Raw genomic sequence first — 12,840 nt, 5'->3', positions numbered from 1 at the left:
CCCCCTAACGTTTGACGCCTGGCGGTCGCCGGAAGCTGAACCGAAAGATTTCCGCCCCATACTCGTCAGAACCCGCCCGCCGGTAAAAGTACAGGGTGATGGCGGTTGACGCTCGGACGATCCGGCACGCCTCCGCTTGGAAATCGTAGGGAACCAACATCGGATTGACGCGCCGGACCAAATCGAAATGTCCCAGCAGGGCTTGATCATCCCGGGCAAAAAGTTCCTCAAAATTAAACGCGATCACACTCGCGTGGCGGACGGGCGTAGACACCGGATGCGTTATTCTCATTATCGAGAATCAAATGTGACATACTTGCCTGAGTTTGACAAATCAAACGGCGTACCCGATTTCCCGGCGCCGTTCTCAGCGCCAACGCTGTGCCCCGCTTCCAACCCGCATGGAGGACAGGAATGCATCACCGGTGAGGTGCGCGCGTATCCCGGCAGGCGGCCATGCCCGATTCCTGCCCGCTCCCGTCCTCGGTGTGACCGACAGCGCTCCTTGAGCTGAGCTAAGCCGGGTTCTGGCCCGAAGCGGGTTGCTGCCCGGCCCCCAAATGCCGCTAGATACTGGCGCAAGCTTTTGCCCACGAACCTTGCCTTGAGGGAAGGCCCACGGGTCTGCCGGCAAGGCTGCACTCCACCGCGACTCCGGGCCCGTGCCATCGCCGACACCGCCCCAGGTACAGCCACTTTCCCCAAAATTGCCGTTCCGGAAAACGCTAAAGGGTCATTCGCGCGATCCGCATATAATCCCCATATTGGCAATATTATCCAAGGAAGGCCGCCCGTTTTTTACCTTTTTTTTCCTTAAAATTCCCAAATCAGATGTACGCTAAAATCATTGCCGGAGTCATTCTCTCCGCCATGTTCGGTTCCGCCCAGTTCGCCTCCACCCAGGCCGCCGCGCCGTCGGGTTACACTTTGGCATTCGACGAGGAATTTAACGGCCCGTTGGACGTCGCCCCGGGCAGTGGCTGGGGCGATACCGCGTCCCACCATAAATGGACCTGCCATACGCCCTACTCGGGTGACTTCGGTGACTCGTACTTCTCCGGACCTCAAGACGGCAACGGGCCCAACGGGCAGCCGATGAGCCCGTTCGCAATCAACAACGGGGTGCTTTCGATCAGCGCCTGGATTGATCCGACCATCAACCATTGGCGTTCGGGACTTCTCTCCAGCATGAATTGGGCGGGGCAAGGCTTTGCCCAGACGATGGGATACTATGAGTGCCGGATGAAAATGCCGGCCGGCATGGGTACCTGGCCCGCCTTTTGGTTGGATGGGGTGCCCGGGATTTTCAGGAACAGCAACGGGGGTAGCACCGACACCATCGAAATTGACGTTTGTGAATTCTACGGCGGGTTTCCCACGACCTACCACACCAACGTTCACCTGTGGAACAGCAGCAACTCCGGAGGCGGCGGGAGCACGATCAACACGGTGGACCTGACGCAGAATTTCCACATATACGGCTGCCTGGTGAAGCCCGACTACATCACTTTCTACCTGGACGGCAAACAAGTCTGGCAAACGCCGACGCCCCCGGAAGCTTACGAACCGCTTTACGTGATGGTGGATCTGGCGCTGGGCGGCGGTTGGCCTGAAACCGGGGTTCCCAACCCGTCGAACCTGCTGGTCGATTACATCCGGGTCTACGCCCCGCCGCCTCAGTAAGTAACCCGGTCGGCCCTGACGCCGGCGGAGTCTTCCTTCGCCATCGGGCCTGCCGCCGATCTACCCGGTTAGGGAAACCTTGCTGCGCGCCGATTCAACGAGTCGGCCGGCGCGCACAACCTGCCGCAGGCGGCATGATCCTTCGAACCCCGTTCCAGCCGGCAAAGATCCGGTCGAATGGCTCCGAGGGATTCGACACCGCGCGGTGTCTAACGTTTCAGCGCCGGACTTGGACACAAGTCGGAACCCCGCCGCGTGAGACGCCGGTTCGCGGCGAGCTCGTCTCGTCAAAATAACCGTAGTTCGGTGACGGCGATGCCGCCCTGCAGGCAGACTTCCATATCGGCGCCTGCTTTGCGCTGCCGGGCAGTGTAGTTGCCGTCATAATAGAACTCGTCTTCTTCTTCCTCATGCCGATAGTTGAGCGGCAGCGGGTTAGGATCGAGCGGGCAGAAGACGACCTGCGGCGTCGCGTTGTCCTTCGGCTCAAGGTGCGGCAGATTCACGTTGTAAAAGAGCCCCGGCTGCGTCGGCCGGGCGAGCAGATCGGCCAGCACCGAAGCGGCCCACGGGGTCACGCGCTCCCAATCGTCAAGCTCCACCCCTTTCCTGCGGTAATGCGAGAGCGCCACCCCGGGCCAGCCGTGCAGGACGGCCTCGCGCACGGCGGCCACCGTGCCCGAGTAATACACGTCGGCGCCGAGGTTAGCGCCGTGGTTAATGCCGCTGAGCACCCATTTGGCCTCACGGGCCAGGCGCAGCAGGCCCATCCGCACGCAATCGGCCGGGGTGCCGTGGACGGCGAAGCGGTCGTCTGCGCGTCGCTCCACGCGCAGCCCGCGATTAGCCGTGATCGTATGGCTGCACCAGGATTGGTGCGTGGCGGGAGCGACGACCAGCGGGTCATGGCCGAGGGTGCGAGCCGCGCGCACGAGCGCCTCCAGACCGGGGGCGTCAATACCGTCATCGTTGGTGAGCAGCAGATTCATCTCGAAGGGCAAACGAGGAATCAACGGTGCGGTGGAAGGCGCGATTTGTAAAGTGACGGTTGCCCCCCCGCGTCACCGAAAGCGCCGTCGACCGCGGTGTCTCACCGAGTATCAGCAGCGGTGCTGCATCGGAGGCGCAACCTCAAATGGGCATGAGAGGTGACGGGCGAGCCGGGCGGTAATGATGCGCCTGTTTTCGGGGGGCCGTTGTCCAGTCACACGCTGCCGGACCTGCGCGGGCCGATTCCTGCCTTTATCGAGATCACAGGCGGAGGGCCGCTGCCGCGCCGTCAACGCCCTGGAGGTGCTGGTCGTTGAACCGGATGCCTTTGTGCCGGTCAACTCACCGCCTTCACCCGCACCACAAGAGAGCCACGGATGGGTCGAACCCTGCCGCTCCCTCGAATCACGTCGATTGTCTGGCGCCTGGATCTTGGGTAGTACACCGTTATTTTCACTGTGTTAATGATCATCTGAATGTGACCTCCTTTCAGCGGGCATGAACTTCATTCGGCACGTGCGACGCGTCGACGGCCGAAAGGAGGTGTTTTTTTCTGACTCGAATTGACCTATTCATACGTTGTAACGTTTTGTGTGGACCGTCACGAAGCTCTCTGTTAGTGAAGGGCCTGGTGCGGTTCGCCACCCCTTCATGGCGGACGGGCAGCCCGCGCCTGGAGAGGATGCGCACCGAGGCGTCGTCATCCACCGTCGACGCCGGAGTCCTTCCGGCCACGCGGTCTCCAGTTTTCATCGTGTCTCACGGTAACACCTGAGGCGCCGGCAAATCTACTGGACCTTGGGGCAGGTTCATCACGACCTTGGGCCAGAGACACTTGGCGGTCCGGCCATAGCGGCCCATTGAGCTGGCCAGTTCAGGAGAGCGTGGGAGGACTACTTCGGTAATCGATGGCGCTGGGCACCTGTGAGGCCGGATTCGACGACCAAAACGGGTGGTTTTTTTCAATTCGATCGAATGAGTTTGTCAGGTTCAATGTACTCACCGAGAAACGCTCGTCGGGGGTATGGGGCTAATCGTCGCCCGTGATAGGCTTCTATCACTTGGGTTTGAGTACCCGCACTTGCACCTGAACAGCCAGAATTAGGAAGGGCTATGCATCCATCCACACCTGCATCGATAGATTCCGAAGGCCGGAATCGAGTCGTCGAAGACGAGCGCACCGGCCCGACAGTAGAAGCCCTCGAACAAGACTTCAAGCACAACCTTTTTTTTGCGTAAGGCAAGTTTCGAGCGATCGCCACGAAAAACGACTTCTACATGGCCCTGGCCTATACGGTGCGCGATCGCCAGTTGAATCGCTGGATCAATACGGTTGAAACTTACCTCAAGCGTAAGCAACCTAAGGTCGTGTGTTATTTATCGGCGGAGTTCCTGCTGGGACCCCGCCTCGGCAACGGCCTGGTAAACCTGGCCATCTCTGATGAAGCGCGCCAGGCTGTTGAGAAACTGGGACTGGACCTGGACGAATTGATCGAGCAAGAGCCCGAGCCCGGCCTGGGCAATGGGGGCTTGGGCCGGCTTGCCGCCTGCTACATGGATTCCCTATCAACGCTGGAAATTCCGGCCATCGGCTACGGTATCCGGTACGAATTCGGCATCTTTACCCAAGAGATCCGGGACGGCTGGCAGGTCGAACGCGCGGATAACTGGTTGCGCCTGGGCGACCCCTGGGAACTCCCGCGTCCCGAAGCGACCGTCGAGGTGAACTTCGGCGGCCATACGGAAGCCTATACGGACGATCAGGGGCGGTACCGGGTGCGTTGGGTTCCGGCCCAGGTGGTGAACGGCGTTCCGTACGACTTGGCCATCCTCGGGTACAAGGTCAATACCGCCAACACCCTGCGGCTGTGGAGAGCAGAGGCGCGTGAATCCTTCGATTTTCAGGAGTTTAATCTTGGGGATTACTATGGTGCGGTCCACGACAAGGTGGTTTCCGAGAACATCACCAAGGTCCTCTACCCGAACGATGAGCCCGCTCAAGGCAAGCAATTGCGTTTAGAGCAACAATATTTTTTCGTGTCCTGTTCCCTGCAGGACATCATCCGCATTTACCTGCAGACGGGAGGGGACCTGAACCATTTCCACGAAGCCTTTGCCGTGCAGCTGAATGACACCCATCCGTCGATCGGGGTGGCCGAGCTCATGCGGTTGCTGGTGGACGAGCAGCAGATGGGCTGGGAATCGGCTTGGGAGATCACCAGGAAAACGTTTGCTTACACCAACCACACGCTGCTGCCCGAAGCCCTGGAAAAGTGGCCCGTCAACCTGTTCGGCAGCCTTTTACCCCGGCACCTGGAAATCATTTACGAGATCAACCGCCGTTTCCTGGACGAGGTGCGCCTGAAGTACCCCAACGACCCGGCGCGGATCGCCCGGATGTCTCTGATCGATGAAAGCGGAGAGCGCTACGTCAGGATGGCCTATTTGGCTACGGTCGGCAGCCATGCGGTCAACGGGGTGGCCGAACTGCATTCCCGGCTGCTGCAGGAGACCGTGCTACACGACTTCTATGAATTGTGGCCCGAGAAGTTTCTCAACGTGACCAATGGGGTCACCCCTCGACGGTTCCTCGTGGCGAGCAATCCCCGGCTCGCGAGGCTGGCGACCCAGAAGATCGGGGAGGGCTGGATCAGGGGCCTGGACGATCTCCGCAACCTGGAACCGTTTGCCGAAGACGCCGGCTTCCGGGACGAGTGGCAACGGATCAAGCTGGCCAACAAGCAGGATCTGGCCGGTTACATCCAAACGCAGATGGGCCTAACGGTCAATCCGCGAGGCCTCTTTGACGTGCAGGTGAAGCGCCTGCACGAATACAAGCGCCAGCACTTGAATGTGCTGTACATCATTACGCTGTACAACCGCCTCAAACACGATCGCAACGTCGATATCGTGCCCCGCACTTTCATTTTCGGCGGCAAAGCCGCCCCGGGCTACTTGATGGCCAAGCTGATCATCAAGCTGATCAACTCGGTAGCCGAGGTATTGGATAGGGATCCCGACACCCGTGACCTGCTCAAGGTGGTCTTTTTGCCCAACTACAATGTGAAGCAGGCCCGGTGGATTTACCCCGCCGCTGACCTCTCGGAACAGATTTCCACGGCCGGCTACGAGGCGTCCGGCACGAGCAACATGAAGTTTGCCATGAACGGGGCGTTGACAATCGGGACCTTGGATGGGGCCAACATCGAGATCCGCGACGCCGTCGGGCACGAAAACTTTTTCCTGTTCGGCTTGACGGCTGAAGAAGTGCAGGCGAAGCGGGCGGCCGGCTACCACCCCGGGGAGTACTACCAATCTGATCCGCACCTGCGGGCAGCCGTTGACCTGCTCCGTTCCGGACACTTCTCCCGTGGGGATACAAACCTGTTTAAGCCGTTGGTGGACTCCCTGGTCAAATACGATCCGTACCTGGTTCTTGCCGATTACAAGTCCTATGTGGACTGCCAGGAACAAGTGAGTCAGGCTTATAAGAACACGAAGAACTGGACGCGCAGGTCCATCCTCAACACCGTGCGGATGGGCAAATTTTCTTCGGACCGGGCGGTTTGGGAGTATTGCGACAAAATTTGGGGCGCCAGGCCGGTCAGGGTGGAACTATGCGAGGCTGGCCAGGCGGCGCCGTTAGAAAGCCCGAGGCGCGACGGATGATCGCCGGTTGATAGCCAATCTGTTTCGGAGGCCAGATTTGTGAGCTTAAAAGTATACTTTTTGCGCCACGGCGAGACGAGTTATAGCACCACGGGAGCCTATTGCGGTGAGGTGGACGCGGAATTAACCCCTGAAGGCGCCCAGATGGCCAGCGCATTTGCGGATGCGCATCGTTCGATTCCCTGGACGGCCGTTTATGTCAGTCCGATGAAACGCACCATCGCCACCGCAAAACCGTTATGCGACGCCCTCGGCCTGGAAATGCAGTTGCGAGACGGGCTGAAAGAGATCCGCTACGGGAAATGGGAAGATAAATCGGTCGACTATGTGAAACAGCGTTACTGGGATGATTATATTCACTGGCTGGCTGAACCGGCCTGGAATCCGCCGACCGGAGGTGAAACGTCGGTAGAGATTGCCAGCCGGGCGTTGCTGGTGATCGCAGAAATTCAGGGAAAGTATACGACCGGCAATGTCCTGGTTGTCTCTCATAAAGCGACGATCCGAATAATCCTATGCGACCTTCTTGGCATTGATTTGGGGCGTTATCGCGACCGCATCGATATGTTAGCCGGCTCCGTCAGCATCGTTAAGTTTGATCTGCATGGTCCCTTACTACAGGTGCTGGGAGATCGCGCCTATATGGGCGAAAAGCTGGCGGCGCGGCTGGGAACCTAAACTAAATACTGGAAGCGGTCGGATGCAGGCGGGAGAATGGTGAGAAAGGTGCTAAACGCAATGGCTCCGCGCGGCCGAGTTCAGCCGGGCCGAGCGGCCGCTGCCGCCCCCGGCAAAGTACGCTCCTTGGAGGGTCCGGCCAATGGCTGACGACGGAAGCGCGGGAGTGATGCCGATGCGGATCTGGCCGGGCCGCCCTTATCCGCTCGGCGCCACGTGGGATGGCATGGGAGTAAACTTTGCCTTGTTCTCCGAGAACGCCACCAAGGTCGAGCTCTGCCTTTTCGATTCGCTGGAGGCGCGCTCTGAGTCACAACGCATCGCGCTTCCGGAGATGAATGACGAGGTGTGGCACGCCTACCTGCCCGATCTCCGGCCGGGACAACTCTACGGCTATCGGGTCCACGGCCCCTACCAGCCGGACCGGGGCCACCGGTTCAACCCGTACAAACTCCTGCTCGACCCCTACGCCAAGGCGATCGGCCGGGATTTGCGCTGGGACGATGCGCTCTATGGCTATCCGTACGGCACGGGCAACGACGCCGGCTTCGACGACCGGGACAGCGCGCCCTTTGCGCCGCTGACGTGTGTCGTCGAACCGGCGTTCAGTTGGGGGGAGGATCACCCGCCGCGAACCCCGTGGCACGAGACCGTCGTCTATGAAGCTCACGTTAAAGGGTTTACCCGCCAGCACCCCCGGGTGCCGGAACACGTCCGCGGCACTTATGCCGGGCTGGCATCAGCGCCGGCGATCCGCCACCTGAGCGAACTCGGGGTGACCGCCGTCGAGTTGCTGCCGGTCCACTACCACCTCGACGAGCGGTCTCTGGTCGAGCGCGGCCGGACCAACTATTGGGGCTATAACACGCTGGGCTTCTTCGCCCCTGACCCGCGCTACGCCGCGTCGGGACCGGCCGGGGCGGTGCCGGAGTTCAAGTCGATGGTGCGTGCGCTGCACGCCGCAGGCATTGAAGTCATCCTGGACGTCGTCTACAACCACACCGCCGAGGGAAATCATCTCGGGCCCACCCTCTCGCTACGCGGCATCGATAACGCCGCCTACTACCGGCTGGCCGCCGACGGCCGCCACCACGTCGATTTCACCGGCTGCGGCAACTCCCTCGAGGTCTCTCACCCTGCCGTGCTCAAACTCATCATAGACAGCCTTCGGTATTGGGTCACCGAGATGCATGTGGATGGGTTTCGCTTCGACCTGGCCAGCGCCCTGGCCCGCCAGTTCTTTGAGGTCGATCGGCTCGGTGCCTTTTTCGACCTCATTCATCAGGACCCGGTGATCTCGCAGGTCAAGCTGATCGCCGAGCCTTGGGACCTCGGGCCGGGGGGGGTACCAGGTCGGCAACTTCCCGGTGCTCTGGACGGAGTGGAACGGCAAGTACCGCGATTGCGTGCGGCGCTTCTGGAAAGGCGAGGGCGGCACGGTCGGGGAGTTGGCCACACGGCTGGCGGGCAGCAGCGACCTGTATGAGCGGAGCCGCCGCCGGCCCAGCGCCGGCCTGAATTTTGTGACCTGCCACGACGGCTTTACGCTCCGCGATCTGGTCAGCTATGACCGCAAACACAACGAAGCCAACGGCGAGAACAACCGCGACGGCACGGACCAAAATGACAGTTGGAATTGCGGCGTGGAGGGTCCGACTGACGACGCGTCGATTAATGCGTCGCGGGCCCGGCAGCAACGCAATTTGCTGGCGACGCTGCTGCTGTCGCAAGGCGTGCCGATGCTGCTGGCCGGGGACGAGTTGGGGCACACCCAAGGGGGCAATAACAATGTCTACTGCCAGGACTCACCGTCGACCTGGCTTGACTGGGACCTTGAGCCCGAGCAGCGAGACCTGCTTGAGTTTGTTCGCGGGCTGATCAGGGTGCGCGCCCGGAACCCGGTGTTTCGGCGCCGTCACTTTTTCCAGGGCCGGCCGATTCATGGCCGGGAGGTCAAAGACCTCTACTGGCTGACGCCCGCCGGAACGGAAATGGCTGACCGGGACTGGAATGCCGGGCACGTCCGCTGCCTGGGCATGGGCCTGCCCGGTTTCGAGATCGCTGAAACCGGCGCGCAAGGCGAGCGCATCGTGGGCGACTCGTTTCTAATCCTGATGAACGGGGGTCCCGAGGACATCTCGTTCCGGCTCCGGGCCCGTTTGGGGAACCAGAACCGGGAGGAGCTGGTGTTTAACTGGGAACTGGTGTTCGACAGTTCGAGCGCAAGCATGATCCCGCGGGTTCTCGGGCGGCTGGACGATTACCCGCTGCAGGCCCGTTCGGTCGCGGTCTTGCGTGTTAACGAGCCGGCCGCGGACACCCCCGATCGGGAACGTACCGCTCAGTAAACGCCGGCTCGAACGCAGCCTTCCTGAATTCACTTCGAATCGTCCGCCACAGGCCCGGATTGGGGCGCGTCCGGCACGGCGGCTGGATTTTTCAGCCGCACTAACAGCCAGGTCTGCGTTGTATCCGTGCCGAAATGCACCAGGCAACTAGCTACCTCCTGAGTCAGATTCTGCAGGCCGGCCTCGATCACAGTGTTACTCGAGCCGATTTTCCAAGCTGCCCGCTGGGTTTTCTTGTCCACTTGGCCGGAGATTGGCGATTCCTCTCCACTCAAGAGGTTTTTAAAGGCGCCGGTGACCACTCCATCTTTGTCGATAGAGATCTGGAAAAACATATAGGCGTCACCCTTTTCTTCCTGCACCATTGCCCAGACGCCAAGCGGCAGGTATTCGGCCTGCTGTCCGGATTCCGGCGGCATCGGCCGCGGCTGTTCCGTTGGTGTGTTCGCCAATGCAATTGCCTGTTGTGAATACTCCTTCGCGCTCGCCACCCGTCTTCCGTCAGCGTAAACCTGGTCGCCTTGATAGACTACGTTCACGCCGTAATCGTAGTTTCCAGAGCGGCGGTATGCCTTGTAGCTTGAAGAGCGGTCGTATGAGGCGTCGTAGGTTCCAGAGCGGTTGTATGAGGTGTCGTCGTTGTCGGAACGGTCGTATGCCTTGTCCAGAGCCAGAAACGTCGCCGCCGTGGTGTACGTCGCTGCGGTCCACCACCAGTATTTTTCGGCGTACCTCCCGTAGTATTTGTCGGCATACCTCCCGTACTTGTCAGCGTAACCCCCGTACTTGTCGGCGTAACTCGCGTACTTGTCGGCATAACTCGCGTACTTGTCGGCATAACTCGCGTACTTATCAGCGTAAGACCCGCCGTAGTTGGACCCCCCGTTGGCGTTGAAGTACTTGTCAAAGTTATTCTGAACATTGTTAGTGACCTCGATCGCTCGATTGTCGCGATAGTTCTGAACAAGACTCTTATAATCGTTCCACTGGGGTTGGTTAAAGCTGCCGGCTACATTTTGGTCATTCCGGAACCCACTGATGTTAGTCCATGCGTTGGCACGGTTCGCCTGAAAATCCGCCAGTTTGCCCTGGTTCTGCTCACTCCAATTTTTCCAAAACTGCTGGTTAGCAACTGGCGCATGCGCGCTGTTTACCAGTTCACTGGGACCTTTTCCTGCAAGATCAGGAAATCCCTTGCCCTCCGGTCCCGCTCCCGGCACCTTACCTCGAGCAATTGATCCCAGAGCCGCTCCGCCCGCGAACGACGGTAGGACCGAGCCGCTCCCTTTAGGAAGGGATTGAATTTTCGATGGGAATCGCGCTCCGGGTCCGCCGCCCGCGAGCTTGCCGTTGGGAGCCAAGCCTCCAGGCCGGCCGGGCCCCGGCCGGGGACTGTTCGGGGTGCGCGTCCCGGGCCCGCCGCCCGCAAGTTTACCGTTCGGAGCCAAACCTCCCGGCCGGCCAGGGCCCGGTAGGGCGATATTCGCGGCGCGCGGTCCGGGTCCGCCGCGGAACCCGCCGCCGGGCCCCGATGGCCGGTTGAATTCGCCGCCGGGTGGAGGCCCACTCGGCCGCATGGGTGGACCGCTGCGTGGAGGCCCACTCGGCGGCCGGAACGGTGGACCGCCGCCTGCAGGCAGACGCGGCGGACCGCCGGGTGGAGGACCAGGAGGACCAGGAAAAGCCACCGCATCCATCCCTATCAGCAGCGGAAATGCCCCGGCCAGGAAAGCCGAGATTTTGAATAGGTTCAGCTTCATCGATCAGTGAGAAAATGCAGGTTATCGGTTTGAGGTGGTGCGATTCACAATGATCTTTGGCACTGAGGGCTGCGACTCGCCATCCAGCGTACGATTCTGCGATTCCCAGGTGAACTTGTTATCGTCGACCTTGGTGAGCACGTTTTCGGCCGTGGAGCGGCTGCCGTCCGGCAACACGTTGGAGGCTCGGATCAACCAACGCCCACCGTCGTAAGCCCAGCTCGATTCGCCGAAGCCGCCGTTGCTATCAAAAATCCAGGAGCGAACCTGCTGGCGGTCCGGGTCCCACCCGACAATCTCCCAGCCGTCTGTCTCGCCTGCCTCAGCACCCCTGAGTTTGAAGGTGCGCACCAGGAAGTTATTATCTCCTGCCCATGCGACCTTTGTTTCTATCGTTTGGTTTGCGTCTTTGTTCTCCCAGTTTCCGATTAGCCATTGAAGCAGTTCCAGCTGGGAATATGCACTCGGAGCCGGCCCCGCCGCCTGCGTCAATTGGCAAATTTGCCAGCGATCACCTTTCTTGACCACGACGGCTGCGTAGCGAGTCGATTCGGTTGTACCGTTGGCTGCCGTCACGGTTGCAACCCCACGATTCATCTGCACATCCGGTGTCAGCGATTTCAGTTCCTCGACGGTGATCGTGATTTTAGCCCCCGGGTTTGCCCGGAAGTTCTCCATAAACAGTTTTTCCATCTCGCCGCGTCCTTTTACCTCCGCGCCGTCTTGATCGATGTAATCGACATCCTCGGCGTAAAAGCTTGCCAGGGCCTTCGCATCCCCGCGGTCATACGCTTGCTGGTACTCGCGGAACTGATCCTCGGCCGCCTGATATTCTGGGGATGATTGAACGGCCGGCTGCTGTATTTTCCGTGCGTCCGGCAACGAATTATTATCGGCTGCCGCGCCGGCAGCGACGACTGAGCATGCCATGGCCATAACGGCCACGGCTAACGATGTAGCTTTCATTTTTTATGTCCAAAAAAGGTCAAAAATGCCCGGCCAGGGCGCAGAGCTCGGAAACCGCCTTCAGGTCGTTTTCGCCGAGCAATCCCACGCCTTGAACTGTGTCGCCGGCGCGTAGGCACCACATGCCGCGGTTGGACCGCGGGTAGTAGACGAAGGCAATCCCGTCTGACGTTTCACCCCGAACGGCCGTTTCTGAACGGTGCTCATCGATGAAGTCCGAAAAGGCGCCCGCAAAGGGGCTCATCTCGTCAGGAAAGAGCTCTCGGACCAGTGCGTGCAACTCGTCAGGGAAGACGGTGCGAAGCGTGTGCCGCGCAGAGTCTTTGCGCCGTGCCAGCAGCTCGGCGGAATCGGTAGGTTCGAAGTAATTGGGTTCGACGTTCATATTTGATTTTGCGGGTTAAGTTCGTCAAAAGGGGGTGGGTCGCACGAGGGGAGGTCGGCCACCACGCCCCCCCACTCTTTCTCAGCCGGCGTGTTGCAGCTCCGTTGGGCTTGGCGCCGGGGCGGCCTTGGATGCGGGCCGGGGCCCAAAAAACTTCATGATCACCGAAAAGAACACCGGCGTTAAAAAGATCCCGAACAGCGTCACGCCGAGCATGCCGCTGAAGACCGCCGTGCCCAGCGCCTGGCGCATCTCCGAGCCGGCCCCTAACGCAATCACCAACGGCCAGACGCCCAGGGTGAACGCAAAGGACGTCATCAGAATCGGGCGCAACCGCAACCGGGCGGCTTCCACCGCCGCC

Annotated in this window: 8 protein-coding genes and 2 pseudogenes; 4 read left to right on the top strand and 6 right to left on the bottom strand. The window is 60.4% G+C overall.

Annotated features, from left to right (window positions below):
- Window positions 1-4: 4 nt before the first annotated feature.
- The gene (locus tag JO015_10800) at window positions 5-292 is read right to left on the bottom strand and encodes a hypothetical protein (GenBank protein MBV9999586.1); all 288 of its coding nucleotides are present in this window, start codon (window positions 290-292) and stop codon (window positions 5-7) included.
- 539 nt (window positions 293-831) lie between these two features.
- Here JO015_10800 and JO015_10795 point away from each other — a divergent pair.
- A complete protein-coding gene (locus JO015_10795; protein MBV9999585.1) occupies window positions 832-1,683 on the top strand; it encodes a glycoside hydrolase family 16 protein in 852 nt (283 codons plus the stop codon).
- A 287-nt stretch (window positions 1,684-1,970) separates the two neighbouring features.
- Here the strand turns inward: JO015_10795 and surE are convergent, their stop codons facing one another.
- Window positions 1,971-2,672 carry a 5'/3'-nucleotidase SurE gene (gene surE, locus JO015_10790; protein MBV9999584.1) on the bottom strand — a complete coding sequence of 234 codons (702 nt, stop codon included), beginning with the start codon at window positions 2,670-2,672 and terminating at the stop codon, window positions 1,971-1,973.
- A 1,114-nt stretch (window positions 2,673-3,786) separates the two neighbouring features.
- Between surE and JO015_10785 the strand changes: the two are divergent.
- From JO015_10785 to glgX, 3 genes and pseudogenes are all read left to right on the top strand, one after another.
- Window positions 3,787-6,342 (top strand): annotated as a pseudogene (locus JO015_10785) (glycogen/starch/alpha-glucan phosphorylase).
- Between the two features lie 39 nt (window positions 6,343-6,381).
- Entirely contained in the window at window positions 6,382-7,020 is a 639-nt protein-coding gene (locus tag JO015_10780) for a histidine phosphatase family protein (GenBank protein MBV9999583.1), read from the top strand.
- Between the two features lie 175 nt (window positions 7,021-7,195).
- Window positions 7,196-9,368 (top strand): annotated as a pseudogene (gene glgX / locus JO015_10775) (glycogen debranching protein GlgX).
- Between the two features lie 29 nt (window positions 9,369-9,397).
- Here glgX and JO015_10770 read toward each other — a convergent pair.
- The 4 genes from JO015_10770 to JO015_10755 form a co-directional block, all read right to left on the bottom strand.
- Entirely contained in the window at window positions 9,398-10,588 is a 1,191-nt protein-coding gene (locus tag JO015_10770) for a hypothetical protein (GenBank protein ID MBV9999582.1), read from the bottom strand.
- 561 nt (window positions 10,589-11,149) lie between these two features.
- Window positions 11,150-12,094 carry an SgcJ/EcaC family oxidoreductase gene (locus tag JO015_10765; protein ID MBV9999581.1) on the bottom strand — a complete coding sequence of 315 codons (945 nt, stop codon included), beginning with the start codon at window positions 12,092-12,094 and terminating at the stop codon, window positions 11,150-11,152.
- A gap of 19 nt (window positions 12,095-12,113) precedes the next feature.
- A complete protein-coding gene (locus JO015_10760) occupies window positions 12,114-12,479 on the bottom strand; it encodes a hypothetical protein (GenBank protein ID MBV9999580.1) in 366 nt (121 codons plus the stop codon).
- Window positions 12,480-12,560: 81 nt separating this feature from the next.
- Window positions 12,561-12,840: efflux RND transporter permease subunit (locus tag JO015_10755; protein MBV9999579.1), on the bottom strand; the 280-nt coding region annotated here is incomplete at its 5' end.

This window comes from Verrucomicrobiota bacterium (assembly GCA_019247695.1).
Classification (GTDB): Bacteria; Verrucomicrobiota; Verrucomicrobiia; order Chthoniobacterales; family JAFAMB01; genus JAFBAP01.
Note: the sequence above shows the minus strand (reverse complement) of the source record. Positions and strands in the feature narration are given on the sequence as shown.

What these genes read in the sequence shown, in the direction of transcription:
- JO015_10800 (MBV9999586.1), bottom strand. Translation starts at nt 292, where the DNA reads ATGAGAATAACGCATCCGGTGTCTACGCCCGTCCGCCACGCGAGTGTG.
- JO015_10795 (MBV9999585.1), top strand. Translation starts at nt 832, where the DNA reads ATGTACGCTAAAATCATTGCCGGAGTCATTCTCTCCGCCATGTTCGGT.
- surE (MBV9999584.1), bottom strand. Translation starts at nt 2,672, where the DNA reads ATGAATCTGCTGCTCACCAACGATGACGGTATTGACGCCCCCGGTCTG.
- JO015_10765 (MBV9999581.1), bottom strand. Translation starts at nt 12,094, where the DNA reads ATGAAAGCTACATCGTTAGCCGTGGCCGTTATGGCCATGGCATGCTCA.
- JO015_10760 (MBV9999580.1), bottom strand. Translation starts at nt 12,479, where the DNA reads ATGAACGTCGAACCCAATTACTTCGAACCTACCGATTCCGCCGAGCTG.